The organism is Noviherbaspirillum agri (genome assembly GCF_054780595.1).
In genome coordinates this window covers 40,867-61,346 of the sequence record NZ_BAAGWA010000012.1, presented here as the reverse complement: position 1 = coordinate 61,346, position 20,480 = coordinate 40,867, and the positions used below count along the sequence as shown (strand labels likewise).

Sequence of the window (20,480 nt, the reverse complement as noted above, 5' to 3'; positions counted from 1 at the left end):
TCATCGGGCTTTTTTTTCATCCTTTTTCACCGCTCGTTTGCGTCGGGACTCCTTCGGGTCGGCGATCAGGCGGCGATAAATCTCGACTCGGTCGTGATCGCGCAGCACCGTTTCCGGAGTTCTCAACTTGCCATAAACGCCAAGACGAAAGACTGCGAGATCAATTTCCGGGAAATCGCTCAACACGCCACTTTGATCGACTGCAGCCCGCAACGTTGTCCCTGCCGGCAAAATCAACTCACGCAGATACTGCACGTCTGGCCGCGCATAACAAACCTGAACGCGAATCTCATCCATATACGGTCTCAGCCCGCTTGCAGAACGAGTCCACAAAGCTGTTGGCAATCATGTTGAAGACAGGGCCGATAAGTTGTTCCAGCACCCTGCTCGAAAACTCGTATCGCAAATCGAACTCAACCTTGCATGCGTCCGCCCGCAAAGGGATGAAATTCCAGGTGCCGTTCAAATGCTTGAATGGCCCTTCGATGAGCTCCATGTTCATCGAAGTGGGAGGCGTATTCGTGTTTTCGGTTGAAAAGGTTTGCTTCACGCCATGGTAGTTGATCATCAGCGTAGCCACCACTTTGTTGCCCTCACGCGTCTTCACCTCCGTGCCGCCGCACCATGGCAAGAAATTGGGGTAATCCTCGATACGGTCAACAAGTGCGAACATCTGTTCGGCGCTATACGCAAGTAATACGGATTTGTGCACGACTGCCATTGCGAATGGACCGTTTGATAAAATAGAACCTCAGAATTTTAACCGAGTCGCCTCATTCCCCGCATTCATGAGCATTGTTGATAACAAAAAAGCCTTCCACGATTACTTCATCGAGGAAAAGTACGAGGCAGGCATGGTGCTGGAAGGCTGGGAAGTCAAGTCCATCCGCGCCGGACGCGTTCAACTGAAGGAAGCTTATGTCATCGTGCGCAAGGGCGAAGTGTTCCTCTTTGGCGCGCACATCAGCCCCCTGCCCACTGCTTCCACCCATATCAATCCGGATCCCGTACGCACTCGCAAGCTTTTGTTAAACGCGGACGAAATCAATAAGCTGATCGGCAAGGTCGAACGTGCCGGCTACACGCTGGTACCACTCAATCTTCACTACACGAAGGGCCGGATCAAATGCGAGATCGGCCTTGCCAAAGGCAAGAAGCAGCACGACAAGCGCGAAAGCGAGAAACAGCGCGACTGGCAGCGTGAACAACAGTCGATCATGAAACAACACCGACGCTAGATCTGCTTCACCCCAGCGGCGCTGTCCTACTTTTCCCCGATCAGGCTTTTTCCTGCGACTTCATCACCTGCATTGCACCAGCAATCAGGCCACTGATGTCGCTCATGTTGGCTGGAACGATCAGAGAATTATTCGTCTTTGCAAGTTGCGAGAATGCATTCACGTATTGCTCTGCCACTTTCAGGTTGACCGCATCGGCACCGCCAGGTTCGCGAATCGCCGCAGCAGTTTTACGCAAGGCTTCGGCACTCGCATCCGCAATAGCCAGGATTGCGGCCGCCTGTCCCTGTGCGCGATTGATTGCGGCTTGCTTGTCTCCCTCGGATTTTGCGATTGCCGCCTCACGCTCACCGCTGGCAATGTTGATCTGTTCCTGCTTGCGTCCTTCCGAGGCAGCAATCAATGCACGCTTTTCCCGCTCCGCTGTAATCTGCGCCTGCATCGCGTGCAGGATTTCCTTTGGCGGCGTGAGATCCTTAATCTCGTAGCGCAACACCTTCACGCCCCAGTTCGCCGCCGATTCATCGATTGCACTCACAATGGCTTTGTTGATGTGGTCTCGCTCTTCAAACGTCTTGTCGAGCTCCATCCGTCCGATAACAGAACGCAGAGTGGTCTGGGCCAGTTGCGTAATTGCTGCAATGTAGTTCGACGAACCGTAGGAAGCACGCATTGCGTCGGTGACCTGGAAGTACAGAATGCCGTCCACCTGCAGCTGTGTGTTGTCCTTGGTAATGCACACCTGGCTGGGTACATCGAGTGGAATCTCCTTCAGCGAATGCTTGTAAGCGACGCGGTCAATAAAGGGCAGCACAATGTTCAGGCCGGGCCCGAGCGTAGCGTGATACTTGCCCAGGCGTTCCACCACCCAAGCGTGCTGCTGCGGCACCACATTGATCGTCTTGAAGACGAACACGATTGCAACAATGAATAAAATCAGGCTCACGTTTCCGATGCCGATTTCCATGATGATTCCTTTCTTCTTACTTATCTTGAACCGCTATTGGTGACGATCAGGCGACTACCCCGCACTTCGCGGATCACGAACGTACCTGCCCGCGCAATCCCCCTTTTATCTAACTCGACGTCCCATAAGGCACCGCGATACATTGCCCGTGCAGTCCTGGTTTCGCCCTCTGTACCACTCCATGCGTCGACAACAAGCACCTGTCCAATATCAAGATTTACGTTCGGATCACTGGCCGCATCTGGCCGCGGACTCCTTCCCCATTTGCTCCGTCGAAGGCCATACGTGGCGACAACGCCGACAGCACCGGCAATTATCAATTGCACTGCAGGTCCCGCTCCGCTTAACGCCGCAAGACCACCAGCAGTGAAACCGAAACCGATCATCAGCAGGTAAAACGTCCCGGTGAACATCTCCAGAACCACGAGCAGTCCAGCAATACCGAACCAGCCCATCCAATCTGTCATTTCGCCTCCCTGTCATACCGTTGGCTACTTCTGAAACAAAAACCCCCGTTACCCAATGGGTGACGGGGGTGCAATATACCAAGTACTGCTGTTTTTCTTGGTTGTTGTTCGTTAACAAAGTGGCCCTAGTCTAATCCAAAATAGCGCCAGACGAAATGGATTTCCCGCCACTATTTGTCCACCTGCAACAGATTGTTGACGAAAAAAACGCGAACGTTTCCGCCCGCGTTTTTATGAGACAAAAGCTTACACGACGAAGAAAAATCAGCTGACCGATGCCAGCTTTTGCCAGGTATCGATGACCGTATCCGGATTGAGCGAGATAGATGCAATCCCCTCCTTCATCAACCACTCGGCGAAGTCCGGATGATCCGACGGTCCCTGGCCGCAAATACCAATGTATTTGCCCTGAGCACGGCAAGCGGCGATCGCCTTCGAAAGCAAGGCGCGCACGGCAGCATCACGCTCGTCGAAATCAGCTGCCAGCAACTCCATGCCAGAATCACGATCCAGGCCCAGCGTAAGCTGGGTCAGATCGTTGGAGCCAATTGAGAATCCATCGAAGTATTCGAGGAACTGCTCGGCCAGGATCGCATTGGACGGCACTTCACACATCATGATCAGACGCAGTCCGTTTTCACCGCGCCTGAGGCCATTCTTCCCAAGCAGATCAACTACTTTCTCTGCCTGGCCGAGCGTACGCACGAATGGCACCATGATTTCTACGTTGGTGAGACCCATGTCGTTGCGGACGCGCTTCATTGCCTGGCATTCCATCTCGAACGCTTCTGCGAAGTCCGCAGCGAGATAACGTGCGGCACCACGGAAGCCCAGCATCGGGTTTTCCTCGTCCGGCTCGTATCGGGAACCACCGATCAGCTTCTTGTACTCGTTCGACTTGAAATCGGACAGGCGCACGATTACCGGCTTTGGCCAGAACGCGGCTGCAATCGTCGCGACACCCTCAGCGAGCTTGTCTACATAGAACGCCTTCGGCGACGCGTGACCGCGCGCCACAGATTCGACCGCCTTCTTCAGGTCGGCATCGATGCCCGGATATTCGAGAATCGCCTTCGGATGCACGCCGATGTTGTTGTTGATAATAAACTCGAGGCGCGCAAGGCCAACACCGCCATTGGGAATCGACTGGAAATCGAATGCCAGTTGCGGATTCCCGACGTTCATCATGATCTTCAACGGCAGTGACGGCAATTCGCCACGCGAAACCTCGGTCACTTCCGTTTCCAGCAGGCCGTCGTAAATCTTGCCTTCGTCGCCCTCGGCGCAGGAAACCGTTACCAGAGTGCCATCCTTCAGCATATCGGTTGCGTTGCCGCAGCCAACAACAGCCGGCACGCCCAGTTCGCGCGCGATGATCGCCGCGTGGCAGGTACGCCCGCCGCGATTGGTGACAATTGCCGAAGCGCGCTTCATTACCGGTTCCCAGTTCGGGTCGGTCATGTCAGCCACCAGCACATCGCCGGGCTGGACGCGTTCCATCTCGGACGGATCGCGAATCACGCGCACCGGGCCGGCACCAATCTTCTGACCAATCGCGCGGCCGGAGGCCAACACCGTACCACTACCTTTCAGCTTGAAGCGTTGCTGCACGTCAGTCGCCTTCTGCTGCGACTTTACTGTTTCCGGACGTGCCTGCAGGATGTACAGCTTTCCGTCGCGTCCATCCTTGCCCCACTCAATATCCATCGGACGGCCGTAATGCTTCTCGATGATAACTGCGTATTTCGCCAGTTCGACGATCTCCTGATCGTTCAGCGAATAGCGATTGCGCATTTCGATCGGCACGTCGACCGTCTTGACGGAACGGCCGGCCTTGGCTTCGCCGGTAAACTCCATCTTGATCAGCTTGGAACCGATGTTGCGACGGATGATGGGCAGCTTTCCCTGCTCCAGCATTGGCTTATGCACATAGAACTCGTCCGGGTTCACCGCTCCTTGCACGACCGTCTCACCGAGGCCATAGCTGGAGGTAATGAATACCACGTCCTTGAAACCGGACTCGGTATCGATGGTAAACATCACGCCGGCAGCACCGACGTCGGAGCGCACCATGCGTTGCACGCCGGCCGACAAGGCCACTTCGGCATGGGTAAAGCCCTTGTGGACGCGATAGGAGATTGCGCGGTCGTTATACAGGGAGGCAAACACGTGCTTGATCGCTTCCAGCACATTGTCGATACCAACCACGTTCAAGAAGGTTTCCTGCTGCCCCGCAAACGATGCATCCGGCAGGTCCTCTGCTGTCGCCGACGAACGCACGGCAAAAGACATTTCCGCCGAAGAGTCCGCAACCAGACGCTGATAGAACTCGCGAATTTCCTGTTCCAGGCGCGGCTGGAAAGGCGTATCGATGATCCACTGGCGGATTTCCGCACCGGCTTGCGCAAGTGCGCGAACGTCGTCAACGTCAAGCGAGGCGAGACGGTCAGCGATACGCTGCGCCAGCGTAGTGCCGCCATTGCTGCTATGAGCGAGGAAATCGCGGAATGCCTGTGCGGTCGTTGCAAAGCCGCCAGGAACGCGCACGCCCGCACCAGCCAGTTGGCTGATCATTTCGCCAAGTGAAGCGTTCTTTCCGCCGACGGACTCGACGTCCGTCATTCTTAGATCCTCAAACGATGCTACGTAAGTAGCCCCCTGGGTGGCCCCCGTTGATACTGCGTTGGACATAACTACACCTATTTTGATGATAAGAAATCTGCATATCTGTATTCGCGACGCGGGTCTTTTTGTTATTCTTGATAATCGCGATGTCAGGTAAATAATTGATCGCTATTTTACAGTGCGCAACGAGCTCTTGCTGGACGCAATTCAGAAGTTTTCATGATTTACATATAAATAACACTATGCCGGACTCGCTCTTCCCCACTGCCGACCGAACCGTCTTCTTTGTTTCAGACGGAACAGGTATCACCGCCGAAACCTTTGGCCATTCAGTACTGACGCAGTTCGAACTGCGGTTTTCACAAGTTCGACTACCGTTCGTCGATACGCTCGACAAGGCGTATGACGCCGTCAGGGAAATCAATGACGCCTTTGAGCGCGATGGTAAACGTCCCATCGTCTTCTCCACCCTCGTGAAAGCTGAACTTTCCTCGGTCGTGCGCCAGTCCAAGGGCATGCACATGGACCTGATCCAGACCTTTGTGGAACCGCTGGAACAGGAACTGGGGGTGAAATCCACCCATACAATCGGCCGCAGCCACAATATCGCTGACTCCGATGATTACAAGAACCGGATCGAAGCCATCAACTTTTCCCTTGCGCATGACGATGGTCAGTCTAACCAGAACCTTGCCGCGGCCGATGTCATTCTGGTCGGTGTTTCCCGCTCCGGAAAGACGCCGACCAGCCTGTATCTCGCAATGCAGTTTGGCATCAAGGCGGCGAACTATCCGCTCATTCCGGATGATTTCGAGCGAGGGAAACTGCCGAGCGGATTGCTTCCATTCAAGAAAAAGATTTTCGGATTATCGATTGCACCTGACCGCCTTTCGGAAGTCAGAAACGAACGCCGTCCTGGTAGCAAATACGCTTCCTTGGAGAACTGCCGCTACGAAGTGAATGAAGCGGAGAAGATGATGAAGCGTGAAGGAATTCGCTGGATGTCTTCGACAGCCAAGTCCATTGAAGAAATCGCAACGATGATCCTGCAGGAGATCAAATCGGACAAGCGAGCATTCTGATTCGTTTTAACACCCCTCCCGACGCTGGAATGCTTAAAGCCTCCCGGCGTTTTTTATCCATATCTCTGACGCTGGTCGAAGAAAAACCTTACACAAACCTTACAAGTTGATTATAAAGAGAGTAAAGGTTTGAGGAGGTTGGAATGGATCTCATTTTGATTGAGCTTGTCCTGTGGATTGGCTTACTCTTTTTCTTTTGGGCACTCAAAGAAGGCCTCGGACATGTCGAATCAGACATCGAGTCTTTGCGAATGCTACCTAATGCTCGGCATTCGTTCAACAGAAGCGGTCAAACGCAATTTGCACGCCCTGAACGCGTCGCGGAAATGATTGGCACATACCACGATGCACATATTTACCGCTACGCCGTCATCCAAGGGCGTGTCTATCAGTTCGATCGCGTTTGTCCACCGGAAAGCGGAATGGCATTAGGTGAAGAAGAATGCTGCGTGTCACCCGGCCTCGTTTACCAAGCTTCTCAGCTGCAACGCCTGCCCGTTGAACAGAATGGATGATTTTATTGCATAAGTTGCTGCCGTAACTGCTCGAAGAAGCATACTGCAGCGCTCGCAGCGACATTAAGCGATTCCACCGCTCCACGATGGGGGATTGATACCGGATGCGTCGCGGCGTCGAGCAACTCTGTCGACACCCCCTGCCCCTCGTGGCCGAACAGCCAGGCTACCGGCTGTTTCAGATCGACGTCGTAGATGCTTTGCTGGGCATGCGAACTCGTTGCCAGAACCGGAATAGAAGCCGATTTCACAAGTCCAACGAGATCGACATTCTCGAAAATTTTAAGAATAAAGTGCGCCCCCATGCCTGCGCGAAGTACCTTTGGTGACCACGCAAGCACTGTGCCCTTGCTGCAGAAGACATTTTCGATCCCGGCCGCAGCAGCACTGCGCAAGATAGATCCGAGATTACCGGGATCCTGCAAGCCGTCAAGCAATACTGCGGAATGAATGAGCTTCGAAGGAATCGGCAACTGCGGCATCTCAACGACAAACAACAGCCCGACCCCGTGCTCCACCTGGCTCAGTGCCTGGTAAAGCGGCTCAGGCAGCCAAATCGTCTGCACATGTCCGACCTCGCATCGCAGAAGGATGGATGTCACTTCAGAATGATCGACCGAGCCTTCGCTCACGACACAAAACGCTGGTTTACCAACCTGGGCCAGATAGGCTTCGCATAGATGTACGCCGTCAAGCAGAGTTCGCCCGGCCTTGCGCCGCGCCTGCGAACTCGTCGCCAGCAGCTTCAATTCCTTGTACATCAGGTTGTCCCGGGACGAAATCCTTTTCATGATGCCATCTGATCGATCTGCGCCAGCCCAAGAAGCTCGCGTACCGGCGCATATGATCTCCGGTGAACTGGTGAAACACCGTACTGGCGCAAGCGCTCCAGATGCAACGACGTGGGATACCCTTTGTGCTGGTCAAATCCGTACTGCGGATACTTCTCATGCAATGCCATTAACGAAGCGTCGCGTGCAGTCTTGGCCAGAATCGATGCCGCCGAGATTTCGGCCACCTTGTCGTCGCCTTTGACAATCGCCTCAGATCGGATAGGCATCACCGGGCAACGATTGCCGTCAATAAGCGCGAGAGTCGGCGCGACTTTCAGGCTTTCCACTGCACGCCGCATTGCCAGCATCGAAGCCTGCAGAATGTTGATTGCGTCGATCTCGCTTTCGGAGCAGTATGCAATTGACCATGCCAGTGAATGCTCTTTGATCTGCTCTGCGAGCGCAGTCCGCCGCACTTCGCTCAACTTCTTAGAGTCGCGGAGCCCCGCAATCGGGCGCGCCGGATCAAGGATGACCGCAGCTGCGAATACGGCACCGGCCAGCGGTCCGCGCCCCGCCTCGTCGACGCCGCAAACCACTTCCCCTGCGTGATCAAAGAGCGACAAACTTGTGTTCTGCGTTTTCATGCGCTTGCAGTGCGGCCAATCAGGTTCAAGACAGCCTGCGCGCTTTCCTTTGCACTATCGCGTAATAAGGACACATGCATCTCTGTGAAGCGTTGCTGCAACCGTGCGCGATGTGGCATATCCGTTAGCTGTTGCCACAGCGAATCGGCAAGTGCGTGCGGAGTCGCGGCATCCTGCAGTAACTCCGGAACCACAAAGTCCCGCGCAAGGATATTCGGCAGACCGATCCATGGCTGGTACCCCATATGGCGCAGTACTTCCCAGGATGCGCGCATCATCTTGTAGGCAATTACCATCGGTTTCTTGAATAGCGCCACTTCAAGCGTGGCCGTTCCGGACGCAACAAGCACAGCGTCCGATGCGGTAATCGCCGCATGTGAGTGTCCGGTAATGACCTGAAGCGGAACGTCGGAAAGACCAGCGTTCGCAACCAACTCGGTAAAGTAAGCCCGCTGCTTCTCGCCTGCCATGGGAACGACAAAACGGATAGACCCGTCGCGCTGTGACAGGCATTTTGCCGCGCCGATAAATGCAGCCGTGTTGTACTTTAGCTCGGACATCCGACTGCCCGGCAAAATCGCGACCACCGGCACATCGTTCGGAAGTCCAAGCGAAGCCCTTGCCGCACTCACATCCGGGTCCATCGGAATTATTTCCGCCAACGGATAACCCACATAGGTAACCGGGATTCCCGCCTTGCGGTAGATTTCTTCTTCGAACGGGAATACGACGAGCATATGCGATACCGCTCGGGCAATCTTCTTGATTCGCCCCCCGCGCCATGCCCAAATCGACGGACTGATGAAGTGCATCGTCGGAATGCCGGCTTGCTTCAACTGCGCTTCCAGCCCAAAGTTAAAATCAGGCGCATCAACCCCAATGAAGGCGGCCGGTTTTTCTATGAGAAGCTGATCCCGCAAGGCGTTCTGTATGCCCTTGATTTCACGGTAATGCGCGAGCACTTCGAACAAGCCGCGAACAGACAGCTTTTCCATCGGCCAGTCGCTGTGAAAACCGTAATCGGCCATCTTCGGGCCGCCAATGCCGTGGAACGTTGCATGCGGAAGCAAGGGGCGCAGTCCAGACAGCAGCCTGCTTGCGAGCAGATCGCCGGAGCTCTCGCCGGCGACCATCGCAATCGACAGCTTATCGGATGATGCCACGGTTATTTTTTTCCAGGAATTCGCGCAACAGGCGGATATATTGCGCGGCAGCCGGAGAGTTCGACTCCTCTTTCGCCAACGCAGTCTTGGCATCCTCCAGCGAAAGTCCAGTGCGGTAAATGGTCTTGTAAGCCCTCTTAATAGCAGTGATCTGCTCGGACGTGAAACCGCGTCGCTTCAGGCCCTCCGAATTGATACCGGCAGGCACAGCGCGATTGCCGGCCGCTGTCACGAATGGCGGCACGTCCTGGCTCACTGCTGCGGTAAAGGCTGTCATTGCGTGCGCACCGATATGACAGAACTGGTGCACCGTGGTGAAGCCGCCGAGGAACACCCAGTCATCCAAGTAGACGTGGCCGCCCAAAGTCACGTTATTTGCGAGGATCAGGTTACTGCCCAATTGACAATCATGGCCGATATGGACGTACGCCATGATCCAGTTGTCGCTGGCAATCCGGGTAGCGCCAGCGTCTTGTATGGTCCCGGTATTGAAGGTGCAGAATTCGCGAATGGTGTTGCGATCGCCGATCTCCAGCAGAGTCGGCTCGCCCTTGTACTTCTTGTCCTGGGGAGCCGCACCAATGGAGGAGAACTGATAGAAGTGATTGTCGCAGCCGATGGTCGTATGACCTTCGATAACGACATGTGGTCCAACTTTTGTTCGTGCGCCGATCTTTACATCCGGACCGATGATCGAATAGGCTCCCACCTCGACCGAGGCATCGAGCTCTGCCCTGGAATCAACGATGGCGGTTGGATGAATCGTTGTCATTACTGCCCCGCCGGCTGGCTGGGATCCGCAGCGCTGCGCATTGTGCACATCAGCTCAGCCTCGACGGCTAGCTGGCCATCTACCATTGCTTGCGCCTTGTACTTCCAGATACCGCGTGAATTACGAAGAATCTCGACCTGCATTTTCAGTTGATCACCCGGCTCCACAGGGCGCTTGAAACGCGCCCCGTCAATACCGACAAAATAGACCACGCTGTTTTCGTCAGGTTTCTGCCCCATGGTCAGGAACGACAGAATCGCCGCTGTTTGTGCCAATGCTTCGATCATTAACACGCCCGGCATGACTGGCTTGTGCGGAAAATGACCGTTGAAAAACTCTTCGTTGACGGTAACGTTCTTGATCGCAGTAATGGACTTGCCGGACTCCCACTCCAGCACACGGTCAACCAGCAGCAGCGGATAACGGTGCGGAAGATACTCTTTGATTTGATTAATATCGAGACTTTTCATTCTACTTTCCGGTAAGCAATTTAAGTGTTTTTTCGAGTTCGCGGATTTTCTCACGCATCGTTCCCAGATTGCGAACAATGGCTGCCGATTTCTCCCATTCCGCATTCTTTGCCAGTGGATAAAACCCCGTGTACTGCCCCGGTTCCATAATCGATCGAGACACCATGCTGCCCGACGAAATATGCACGTTGTCGACAATCGTCAAGTGTCCCAAGACCATGGCAGCCCCACCAAACGTGCAGTACTTTCCGATCTTTGCGCTGCCGGCCACACCAACACAGCCTGCCATGGCGGTATGCGCACCAATATGACAGTTATGGCCAATCTGGATCTGATTATCCAGTTTGACGCCATCTTCAATAATCGTGTCCGCTAAGGCTCCGCGGTCGATGGTCGTATTTGCTCCGATTTCGACGTCATCGCCGATCACGACGCGACCGGTTTGTGGAATCTTGATCCAGGCACCGCTGTCCTTGGCAAAGCCGAAGCCGTCGGCGCCGATCACCGCACCTGAATGAATGATGCCGCGCTGCCCAATCTGGCATGCAGCATGAAAAGTCACATTTGCATGAAGATGTGTCCTGTCCCCAACCGACGCACCTCGACCGACATAGCATCCTGCATCGATCACTGCACCATCACCGATTACCGCCTCCGCATCAATCGTCACATGCGGCCCGACATATGCGGTCGCAGCCACATCTGCAGCAGGATGGACGACGGCGGCCGGATTAATGCCAGGAACGACAGGGATCGCAGCCTGTTCGACAAACAGTTGCGCGACCTTGGCAAAATACGCGTAGGGATTCGCTGTCAGGATCCGCGCGCCACTGTACGTCGCGGAAACGGCAGCATCATCTGCGGGTGACAGAATCAGAGCGGCAGCATTTGTTTGCGCTGCCAACGCACGAAGCTTGGGATTGGAGAGAAACGTGATGTGCGACGCGTCTGCCGCATCCAGTGGCGCGATGCCAGAAACCTCGATTTCGGCATCGCCTATCAGTTGGCCTCCCAAGCGTTCGACCAATTTTCCCAGCCGATTGCTCATTTTGGCCCTTTTGAGAATTACTTGTTGAGCGCCTTGAGCACTTTATCGGTAATATCGATCCGCGGACTTGCGTACACCGCCTCCTGGAATACGATGTCGTACTTTTCGGCTTCGGCAATCTGCTTGATTACCTTGTTCGTACGGTCAAGGACAATTGCAAGCTCCTCGTTGCGGCGCTGGTTGAGGTCTTCACGGAACTCGCGTTGCTTGCGCTGGAAGTCTTTATCCAGATCTGCCAATTCGCGTTGGCGCTTGATACGATCAAGTTCAGGCAAAATTGCAGCTTCCTTGTCCAGCTTCTCGGACATGGATTTCAGCCGACCTGCCATTTCCTGCAACTCCTTGTCTCGGCGTGAAAACTCCTGCTCGATCTTTGCTTGCGCTGCCTTGGCCGGCGCCGCTTCGCGGAAGATCCGCTCGGTGCTGACGAAACCGACTTTCGATTCCTGCGCTTGCACATGCGCCAGTGGCAGCAGCAACGCCGCAAAAAGAGCGATGCACTTGAACCGGTTTGATGTTGTAGTTAAGGACTTCAAGGTCATTCTCCGCAAATCAAATTACTATTATGCCACCACCCTAGAAACCGGTACCAAGCTGGAACTGGAAGTTCTGCTTCCGATCGTCCGGCTCGGCATTGAGTGCCTTGCCATAACTGAGCTTCAGCGGACCGATCGGCGATACCCAGCTGATACCGATACCGGCCGAGTAGCGCATGTCGGACAACTTCATTTTTGCATCATCTCCATATACGCCACCAGCATCAAAGAAGGTAAACCAACGAAGTGTACGGTCGTTGCCGGACCCCGGGAACGGGAACTGCAATTCTGCATTTGCAATGATCCTGGAAGCGCCGCCGATCGGATCTCCGATTCCACTCTTCGGGCCGATCGAAGACCCCTCGTAACCACGTACAGATCCAATGCCGCCAGCGTAGAATCTCTTGAAGATTGGGTACGGCTTGCCCCCGATTCCGCTGCCATAGTCAACTTCGCCATTCAATGCCAATGTTACGACACGGAATAGCGGCCGGAAGTACTGGTGCTGATAAATTGCCCGGTAATACTTGACGTCACCCACTGGGGCAAACTCAAGATGAGCACGTTGGTAGCGTCCGACTGTCGGTACCAAGGCACTGTCACGGCTATCACGCTGCCACGCGACCGTTAACGGAAAGCTAGTAGTATCCGCTCTATAAGTGCCGGGAACAATTTCCCCATTTACGTCCCGGGGAATGGCATCACCAAAATCATTTACGTAGTCCAAATATATCTCTGGGCTAGGATTCTTATCCGTAAGTCCAGAGTAGGTTTCAACAGAAGTCCGCTCAACACCCGCGCCAAAGAAGATCGTATCGTGCTCCGAGAACGGAACGCCAAACGATATTTTTCCGCCTTTCGTTTCAATGACATAGTCACCGGTATTGACCTCGGGTGGCCTTGTCGTACGAAGGAACAACTCATAACTGCGGCTGACACCGTCATCTGTGAAGTACGGTGTTGTTTGGGAGAGCGCAATCGTCTTGTTACGTTTGCTGGTATTTACATCGATCCCGAGGGTATTGCCGCTACCGAAGGCATTTGCCTGCTGAATCGAACCTGTCAGCATCAGCTTTTCACTGCTCGAGAAGCCTGCACCCAGCATAATGTTGCCAGTCGGCTTTTCCTCAACCGTCATGTTGATATCGACCTGGTCGGTAGTCCCAGGGACTTCGGGAGTCTCTATACCCACTTCCTTGAAGTATCCAAGGCGGTCTACGCGGTCGCGCGACAGGCGGATTTTTTCCCCGTCGTACCAGGAGTTCTCGAACTGGCGGAATTCACGACGGATGACCTCATCCCGTGTCTTCGTATTTCCTGCAACGTTGATTCTACGAACGTAGACTCGTTTTCCCGGATCGATCAACACCGAGAAGCTGACTTCCCTCTTCTCCCGATTGATCTCAGGGTTGGCATTCACGTTCGCAAACGCATAGCCAAAATTACCCATCCGTTCAGAAATCTTTTTAACGCTTTCTGCGAGCCTCTCCCCCGAATACACATCACCACGCTTCAGCTCAACCAAAGACTTGAGTTCCTCTTCCCGGCCAAACATCTCACCTTCCAACCGGACGTCAGCGACCGTAAACTTTTCGCCTTCGTTAATGTTGATGGTGATGTAAATATCCTTCTTGTCAGGAGTGATGGAAACCTGGGTCGAGTCCACCTGCATTTCAAGATATCCCCGGTTCAGGTAATGCGAGCGGAGCGCTTCAATATCACCTGTGAGTTTTTGCTTGGAGTATTGATCCGCTTTCGTATACCAGGTGAACCATCCCGGTGTGCTCAGGTTCAGAAGCCCGCGCAGCTCGCTATCTGAAAACGCCTTGTTGCCGACAATATTGATTTGCTTGATGCGTGCGACCTCTCCCTCGTCCACGGCGAAGCTGATGTTCACACGGTTCCGCTCGATTGGCGTAACAGTTGTGGTGATCTGTACGCCGTACAGCCCGCGAGACAAATATTGTCGCTTGAGCTCCTGCTCCGCCCGATCGACCAAAGCACGATCGAAAATGCGGGACTCGCCCAGGCCGATTTCTTTCAGCGCCTTGGTCAGCGCATCCTTGTCGAATTCCTTTGTACCGGAGAAGTCAACACCAGCAATGGCGGGCCGCTCTTCCACCAACACAACCAGAACGTCACCCTCTACTTCGAGACGCACGTCCTTGAAAAAACCGGTTGCGTAGAGCGCCTTGATCGCCGCTGTACCCTTTGCGTCGGTGTAAATGTCACCAACACGTACCGGCAAATAGCTGAAAACCGTACCTGCCTCCGTTCGTTGGATACCTTCAACACGAATATCCTTTACTGTGAAGGGATCAACTGCAAGCGCATGCCCGGTGCAAAGGGCGAAGGCGGCGATAGCAATAAGACGACGTGAAAATAAAGGCTGGGGAAAACGCTCGGAATGTAATTTCATCGGTTATTTATTATCAATGCTCTTGCCGAGCGCTACGCTGGGCGACATTGGCAAGACTCAGGACATGAGCCGGACAATGTCATTAAAGACAGCTACCGCCATCAACGCCATCAAGATGCCCACTCCCGCTCGTTGGGCCAGTTCGCCAAACCGCTCAGAAAGAGCCCGCCCGGTAAAAAGTTCCAGCGAATAATACAGTAAAAGCCCCCCATCTAAAACGGGAATGGGTAGCAGGTTCATAACGCCCAAGCTGATACTGATGAAGGCAATAAACGTGAGGTAGCTGACCACACCAATGCGTGCCGTCTGCCCAGCGTAATCGGCAATCGTAATTGGCCCAGTAATATTCCGGAAAGAAACCTCACCAACCAGCATTTTACCAAGCATTTTCAGCGTTAAAACGCTGGTATCCCAGGTCTTCCATACAGCTTTCGTCAGTGCTCCCAGCGGTGGCTCTGAAACCTTGATCATCTCGGGTGCAAGCGGAACCTCCGCCTGGATACGGCCAATAGTCACGTCATTCTTGACATGCGTCTCGGGAGTAATTGTTACGCTGAATTTCTGCTGATTACGGACGCCGTCAATCTGCAATGACTTACCTGCTGATGAACGGACAAGCTCGACAAAAGCCAAACCATCGGGCACTGAACGACCATTCACCGTCTCTACCCTGTCCCCTTCCTGAAGTCCTGCCTCCATAGCAGGACCGCCTGGAATAATCTTTCCCAATACTGCTTGAGGACGTCCCATTTGGAGCCCCAGTTTCGCCAAAAAGTCCCCTTCAAGATCCGCTGGTGTGAGTTCATCCAGCCTGACAGTCACCGAGTCCATGGAATGACCGCTGGATCTCCCGGGATCAGACCGCTGCACATCGATTTGCACCGGCGTTTTCTCCAGTGCCAAGTTCATGATTGCCCAGCGAAGATCAGTCCAGGTCCGAACCGACTCCCCATTGACGAACATGACGCGCTCCCCACCGCGGAGTCCGGCTTGATAAGCGACTGTCCCCTCTGCTACCGTGCGCAGTTTCGTGGAGGGCTCCTCCGTACCGTGGTTGTACAGGCCGGCAAACACCGCAATGGCTAGCAAGAAATTGGCAAGAGGTCCTGCCGCAACGATGGCCATGCGTTTCCAAACCGGCTGCCGCGTGAACTCACGCTTTAGGTCGCCCGGCGGAAGCCCACTGACGTCAGTCTCGCGTGCGTCGAGCATCTTTACGTAGCCGCCAAGCGGGAGAATCGACAATGCCCACTCGGTCTGATCGGGGCCGATACGCCGGGAAAAGATGATCTTTCCCATGCCGACAGAAAAACGCAGAACCTTCACTCCGCACCAACGCGCCACCCAGTAATGTCCAAGTTCATGGACGACGATCAGCACGGCGAGCGCTACAAGGAACGCCACCAAGGTATGCAGCAGAGTCATGGTCGAAACCTCGATCTATTGAATAAGGGCTTGTGCGGTCGCACGAGCACGACGGTCATGCTCTAGCAAGTCGTCGATATTCGTTATTTGATCATAAGGCAGGGATTCCATCACGCGGGTGATGAGACGGTCGATCTCCCGGAATCCGATCTTGCGATCCAGAAACGCCTGGACCGCAACTTCATTTGCAGCATTCAGGATGGCCGGCGCCGTTCCGCCGGCTTCGAGCGCATCATATGCGAGCTTAAGGCACGGGAAGCGGTGGAAATCCGGATGTTGGAATAGCAGCTGCCCAATTTGCGCGAGATCCACCGGTGCGACACCGGACGTGATTCGCTCCGGATAAGCTAAGGCATGAGCAATGGGCGTGCGCATGTCTGGGTTGCCCAATTGAGCCAGTACGGAACCATCGACATAGGAAACCATCGAGTGGATCACGCTCTGAGGGTGAATCACAACCTCGATCTGGTCGGATCGTGCACCAAACAACCAGTGAGCTTCGATAACCTCGAGCCCTTTGTTCATCATGGTGGCAGAATCGACTGAAATCTTCCGTCCCATCACCCAGTTTGGATGTGCAACCGCTTCTTCAGGAGTGACGTTTTCCAGCGTTTCGACCGGTCGTGAAAGAAACGGCCCTCCGGAGGCAGTCAACAGTATTTTTGAAATGCCATGTCCTGTCGGCGAACGCCCATAGGACGATGGCAGACATTGATAAATAGCGTTATGTTCACTATCGATCGGCAACAGGGTGGCCCCACTGGCTGCAACGGCATCCATAAACAGTTGCCCCGACATCACCAGTGCCTCCTTGTTTGCAAGCAGCACCTTCTTCCCAGCCTTCGCAGCCGCAAGCGTCGGAGCCAGACCAGCCGCCCCGACAATAGCCGCCATCACCACATCACACCGTTCAGCATTAGCGACAGCACATAACGCCTCTTCGCCGTACTCAACTTTGGTCTGCAGTCCTTTTTCGGCAAGCATGGATCTCAGCAACTTGGCTGCTTCCGGCGCCCCAACGACCGCCACTTCAGGGCGGAACTTCTCGCACTGCGCCGCCAGCACGTCGACACGGCTGTGCGCAGTCAAGGCAAAGACACGATAGCGTTCCGGATGCCGCGCCAATACATCAAGCGTAGAAGCGCCAATCGAACCGGTGGCGCCAAGAATCGTAATATGTTGCATCCGACAGATACCTATCTTTTTAAAGCCAAGAGCCAAGCAGGACGGCAAGCGGCAGCGTAGGAATAACGGCATCGATCCGATCCAGCACACCACCGTGCCCCGGCAGCAAATTGCTACTATCCTTCATTCCTGCCCGCCGCTTGAGTTGCGATTCAAATAGGTCACCAATGATACTGGCCGCAACGAACACGGTCAGCGTGGCAATGAGGCCACCCCCCCCCCACTTGTCCAACACTTCTCGCGCAAACGTGTCTTTCAACGCCGGAAGAGTTGTAGACGCCGCTGCCACCACAAGCACTGCAATCCATCCACCAATCGCCCCCTCCCATGACTTGCCTGGGGAAATGGATGGCGCAAGTTTATGCTTTCCGAAGGCCTTGCCGGCAAAATATGCACCGATGTCCGCCACCCAGACGAGTGCAAGCACCGAGAGGAGATAGAGAGGCGAGCGCTGGAAGAGAACGATGATCGCGACAAAGCATCCAAGAATCGCTATACCGTATATGCCGTTGAGGAGGCGATTCGCTATTCCGTCTAAAGGCGGCAGACCAATTCCCAACGAAGGCGCAAGTCGTATTGCCCAGACTGCCGCACACAGGCCGAACAGCAGCGTTGCGTTGGACAGTTTTCCAGGCAACACGATGAAGAGAAACGCAGCCCCCCAAATCACAGCACCAAGCATCGGCCGCGGACTATGAAAGAGCCTGAAACTTTCCCAGGCAGCAGCCCCGAAAAATGCTGTAACGACCAACACAAAGAATAGATCGGAACCGGAGTACAGAACCGCTAGCAGTACGGCCAGCAAAACTAGGGCCGTGATTACCCGCGTCTTGAGCATCACGAGGCCTTTTTCTGTTCGATCAGTTGTTCACTGGTACGTCCGAATCGGCGTTCGCGCTGCTGGTATGAAGTGATCGCCTTATCCAGCTCTGCTGCATCGAAATCCGGCCAATAGGTCTCGGTGAAGTAAAACTCCGCGTATGCGAGTTGCCACAGCAAGAAGTTGGAAATACGCTCCTCACCGCCCGTCCGCACAAACAAATCCGGCTCCGGCGCGTAAGCCATCGAAAGCTGGGAGGCCAGCTGCTCTTCACTGAAGTCGCTCACACCGGGATTTGCCGCAATCATCTTCTTCACGGCCTGCATGATGTCCCATCGTCCGCCGTAGTTGGCGCAAATGGTGACTGTCAGACGCGTATTGTTCGCAGTACGGCGCTCGGCGTTTGCGATCAATTCCTGAAGCTTCACATCAAACCGGGTCAGATCGCCAACTACCTTGAGGCGAATATCGTTCGCGTGCATTTTCGACACCTCGCGCTCGAGAGCCGTCACGAACAGACGCATCAGCAAGGACACTTCATCTGCGGGGCGACGCCAGTTCTCCGAGCTAAAAGCAAACAGCGTCAGGTATTCAACACCGCGCTTCACACACGCCTCAACCACGTTCCTCACCGCCTCCACGCCCTTTCCATGGCCGGCCACACGCGGCATGAAACGCTTGGTCGCCCACCGACCGTTGCCATCCATGATGATGGCGATATGACGCGGTATCAAAGAGACTACAGGTACCGCTTGCGTTGAGCTTGTATGCGTCATGTGAAATAAAGCGAAGAAATGGTTGTCGCAGAATGATCGGGTTGGTGCGAGCAAAGCATAACGCATGGCACTGCGATATGCTGCTTTGCCGCAAGCGCACCGCGACACGGCGCACTTGTCATGGCTTCCTGCCAGCGCTGACAGGAAGCGCCGGCAGAGCTCCAACAGAACTTAAACCGTCATCAACTCTTTTTCCTTCTCGGTGATCAGCTTGTCGACTTCAGCGACAAATTTATCCGTCAGCTTCTGCACCTCATCCTGCACACGGCGCTCTTCATCCTCCGAGCATGCCTTGTCTTTCAAGAGCTTCTTCAGTGCCTCGTTGGCATCGCGGCGGATATTACGAATCGCAACCTTCGAATCCTCACCTTCGCCCTTTACAACCTTAACGATTTCCTTCCGGCGCTCCTCGGTGAGCGGCGGCGTCGGCACCCGGATCAGTTCGCCCTGAGTTGAGGGATTCAGGCCAAGGTCGGACTCACGGATCGCCTTTTCGATAACCGCAACCATTTTCTTTTCCCACGGTTGCACACCGATTGTGCGCGCGTCGATGAGAGTGACGTTTGCAACTTGATTGATATGGGTCGGCGTACCGTAATAATCGACCTGGATGTGGTCGAGAATGCCGGTATGCGCACGACCGGTACGCACTTTTGCCAGGTCGGCCTTGAGCGTCTCAATCGACTTATGCATCTTTTGTTCAGCGTTTTTCTTGATATCTGCGAGTGTCATTCTGCTCTCCTCTTCTACAGCGAGTAAGAATCGTTTATACGTGTACGAGTGTTCCCTCATCGTCGCCAAGGATGACGTTCTTCAGAGCGCCGGGTTTGACGATGGAGAATACCTTGATGGGCAGCTTTTGGTCGCGGCACAGTGCGAATGCCGTTGCATCCATCACCTGCAAATGCTTGGAAATAGCTTCATCGAAGGTAATGGTCGAATAGCGCGTCGCATTGGGATCCTTGTTGGGGTCGGCACTATATACCCCATCGACTTTGGTCGCCTTCAGGACAACCTCGGCACCGATCTCGGAACCACGCAATGCAGCCGCCGTATCGGTTGTAAAGAATGGATTCCCGGTACCTGCAGCAAATATGACGATTTTTCCCTCTTCAAGGTACTGGAGCGCCTTGGGCCGCACGTATGGCTCTACCACCTGCTCGATACCGATCGCCGACATCACACGCGCGGTGAGACCGACCTGACGCATGGCATCCGCAAGTGCCAGCGAGTTCATCACTGTCGCCAGCATTCCCATATAGTCAGCCGTTGCGCGATCCATTCCTTGAGCTCCCGGAGCAACGCCGCGAAAGATGTTACCGCCGCCAATAACGATTGCGAGTTCAACGCCCAGCTTTGCCACTTCGGCCACGTCCGCAACCATCCGCTCAATGGTTGAACGATTGATGCCATAGGCATCATCACCCATCAATGCTTCACCAGAGAGTTTGAGCAGGACACGCTTATAAGCCGGTTTTGTCATAGGGCTGGACTCCTAATAATTGTCCGATTTGTGTAAAAAATGATAATCGCCCTTTTTCATCAAAACCTT

The 20,480-nt window shown here is 54.4% G+C and carries 22 protein-coding genes; 3 read left to right on the top strand and 19 right to left on the bottom strand.

Annotation, left to right across the window (positions count from 1 at the left end):
• Both ACYVIA_RS17700 and ACYVIA_RS17695 read right to left on the bottom strand, forming a co-directional pair.
• Positions 1 to 297: an RnfH family protein gene (locus tag ACYVIA_RS17700; protein WP_460843123.1), complete on the bottom strand. Its 297-nt coding sequence runs from the start codon at positions 295 to 297 to the stop codon at positions 1 to 3.
• The gene (locus ACYVIA_RS17695; RefSeq protein ID WP_460843121.1) at positions 290 to 721 is read right to left on the bottom strand and encodes a type II toxin-antitoxin system RatA family toxin; all 432 of its coding nucleotides are present in this window, start codon (positions 719 to 721) and stop codon (positions 290 to 292) included. Before ACYVIA_RS17695 ends, ACYVIA_RS17700 begins: the two co-directional genes overlap by 8 nt.
• Before the next feature lie 67 nt (positions 722 to 788).
• On the opposite strand from ACYVIA_RS17695, the gene smpB reads away from it, so the two are divergent.
• A complete protein-coding gene (gene smpB / locus ACYVIA_RS17690) occupies positions 789 to 1,238 on the top strand; it encodes an SsrA-binding protein SmpB (RefSeq protein WP_460843120.1) in 450 nt (149 codons plus the stop codon).
• A 40-nt stretch (positions 1,239 to 1,278) separates the two neighbouring features.
• Here smpB and ACYVIA_RS17685 read toward each other — a convergent pair whose 3' ends face one another.
• From ACYVIA_RS17685 to ppsA, 3 genes are all read right to left on the bottom strand, one after another.
• Entirely contained in the window at positions 1,279 to 2,205 is a 927-nt protein-coding gene (locus ACYVIA_RS17685; RefSeq protein ID WP_460843118.1) for an SPFH domain-containing protein, read from the bottom strand.
• A 20-nt stretch (positions 2,206 to 2,225) separates the two neighbouring features.
• Positions 2,226 to 2,672 (bottom strand): NfeD family protein, encoded by a 447-nt coding sequence (locus ACYVIA_RS17680; protein WP_460843116.1) that lies wholly within the window; start codon positions 2,670 to 2,672, stop codon positions 2,226 to 2,228.
• A 264-nt stretch (positions 2,673 to 2,936) separates the two neighbouring features.
• Positions 2,937 to 5,294: a phosphoenolpyruvate synthase gene (ppsA, locus tag ACYVIA_RS17675; RefSeq protein ID WP_460843114.1), complete on the bottom strand. Its 2,358-nt coding sequence runs from the start codon at positions 5,292 to 5,294 to the stop codon at positions 2,937 to 2,939.
• A gap of 245 nt (positions 5,295 to 5,539) precedes the next feature.
• Here ppsA and ppsR point away from each other — a divergent pair, with 245 nt between their 5' ends.
• A complete protein-coding gene (gene ppsR / locus ACYVIA_RS17670; RefSeq protein ID WP_460843220.1) occupies positions 5,540 to 6,379 on the top strand; it encodes a posphoenolpyruvate synthetase regulatory kinase/phosphorylase PpsR in 840 nt (279 codons plus the stop codon).
• A gap of 143 nt (positions 6,380 to 6,522) precedes the next feature.
• Positions 6,523 to 6,894 carry a hypothetical protein gene (locus ACYVIA_RS17665; protein WP_460843112.1) on the top strand — a complete coding sequence of 124 codons (372 nt, stop codon included), beginning with the start codon at positions 6,523 to 6,525 and terminating at the stop codon, positions 6,892 to 6,894.
• Positions 6,895 to 6,896: 2 nt separating this feature from the next.
• On the opposite strand, the gene ACYVIA_RS17660 is transcribed toward ACYVIA_RS17665, so the two are convergent.
• The 14 genes from ACYVIA_RS17660 to pyrH all read right to left on the bottom strand — a co-directional run bounded on the left by ACYVIA_RS17660 (position 6,897) and on the right by pyrH (position 20,411).
• The gene (locus tag ACYVIA_RS17660; RefSeq protein ID WP_460843110.1) at positions 6,897 to 7,685 is read right to left on the bottom strand and encodes a TrmH family RNA methyltransferase; all 789 of its coding nucleotides are present in this window, start codon (positions 7,683 to 7,685) and stop codon (positions 6,897 to 6,899) included.
• Positions 7,682 to 8,314 (bottom strand): ribonuclease HII, encoded by a 633-nt coding sequence (rnhB, locus tag ACYVIA_RS17655; RefSeq protein ID WP_460843108.1) that lies wholly within the window; start codon positions 8,312 to 8,314, stop codon positions 7,682 to 7,684. Before rnhB ends, ACYVIA_RS17660 begins: the two co-directional genes overlap by 4 nt.
• A complete protein-coding gene (gene lpxB, locus ACYVIA_RS17650) occupies positions 8,311 to 9,447 on the bottom strand; it encodes a lipid-A-disaccharide synthase (RefSeq protein ID WP_460843218.1) in 1,137 nt (378 codons plus the stop codon). The genes rnhB and lpxB overlap by 4 nt, the downstream gene beginning before the upstream one ends.
• Before the next feature lie 13 nt (positions 9,448 to 9,460).
• Positions 9,461 to 10,249 (bottom strand): acyl-ACP--UDP-N-acetylglucosamine O-acyltransferase, encoded by a 789-nt coding sequence (gene lpxA / locus ACYVIA_RS17645; RefSeq protein WP_460843106.1) that lies wholly within the window; start codon positions 10,247 to 10,249, stop codon positions 9,461 to 9,463.
• Positions 10,249 to 10,719 (bottom strand): 3-hydroxyacyl-ACP dehydratase FabZ, encoded by a 471-nt coding sequence (gene fabZ, locus ACYVIA_RS17640; protein WP_460843104.1) that lies wholly within the window; start codon positions 10,717 to 10,719, stop codon positions 10,249 to 10,251. The genes lpxA and fabZ overlap by 1 nt, the downstream gene beginning before the upstream one ends.
• Position 10,720: 1 nt before the next feature.
• A complete protein-coding gene (gene lpxD / locus ACYVIA_RS17635; RefSeq protein ID WP_460843102.1) occupies positions 10,721 to 11,767 on the bottom strand; it encodes a UDP-3-O-(3-hydroxymyristoyl)glucosamine N-acyltransferase in 1,047 nt (348 codons plus the stop codon).
• A gap of 17 nt (positions 11,768 to 11,784) precedes the next feature.
• Positions 11,785 to 12,309: an OmpH/Skp family outer membrane protein gene (locus tag ACYVIA_RS17630; protein ID WP_460843100.1), complete on the bottom strand. Its 525-nt coding sequence runs from the start codon at positions 12,307 to 12,309 to the stop codon at positions 11,785 to 11,787.
• 34 nt (positions 12,310 to 12,343) lie between these two features.
• Complete coding sequence (gene bamA / locus ACYVIA_RS17625; RefSeq protein ID WP_460843097.1) at positions 12,344 to 14,722, bottom strand: outer membrane protein assembly factor BamA; 2,379 nt, start codon at positions 14,720 to 14,722, stop codon at positions 12,344 to 12,346.
• 57 nt (positions 14,723 to 14,779) lie between these two features.
• The gene (rseP, locus tag ACYVIA_RS17620; RefSeq protein WP_460843096.1) at positions 14,780 to 16,147 is read right to left on the bottom strand and encodes an RIP metalloprotease RseP; all 1,368 of its coding nucleotides are present in this window, start codon (positions 16,145 to 16,147) and stop codon (positions 14,780 to 14,782) included.
• Positions 16,148 to 16,162: 15 nt separating this feature from the next.
• Entirely contained in the window at positions 16,163 to 17,332 is a 1,170-nt protein-coding gene (gene ispC, locus ACYVIA_RS17615; protein ID WP_460843094.1) for a 1-deoxy-D-xylulose-5-phosphate reductoisomerase, read from the bottom strand.
• A gap of 19 nt (positions 17,333 to 17,351) precedes the next feature.
• Positions 17,352 to 18,170 carry a phosphatidate cytidylyltransferase gene (locus tag ACYVIA_RS17610; RefSeq protein WP_460843216.1) on the bottom strand — a complete coding sequence of 273 codons (819 nt, stop codon included), beginning with the start codon at positions 18,168 to 18,170 and terminating at the stop codon, positions 17,352 to 17,354.
• Positions 18,170 to 18,928: a polyprenyl diphosphate synthase gene (gene uppS, locus ACYVIA_RS17605; RefSeq protein WP_460843214.1), complete on the bottom strand. Its 759-nt coding sequence runs from the start codon at positions 18,926 to 18,928 to the stop codon at positions 18,170 to 18,172. The genes ACYVIA_RS17610 and uppS overlap by 1 nt, the downstream gene beginning before the upstream one ends.
• Positions 18,929 to 19,099: 171 nt before the next feature.
• Positions 19,100 to 19,660 (bottom strand): ribosome recycling factor, encoded by a 561-nt coding sequence (frr, locus tag ACYVIA_RS17600; RefSeq protein ID WP_460843092.1) that lies wholly within the window; start codon positions 19,658 to 19,660, stop codon positions 19,100 to 19,102.
• Positions 19,661 to 19,694: 34 nt separating this feature from the next.
• Positions 19,695 to 20,411, bottom strand: coding sequence for a UMP kinase (pyrH, locus tag ACYVIA_RS17595; protein WP_460843090.1), 717 nt, complete (start codon positions 20,409 to 20,411; stop codon positions 19,695 to 19,697).
• Positions 20,412 to 20,480 lie beyond the last annotated feature (69 nt).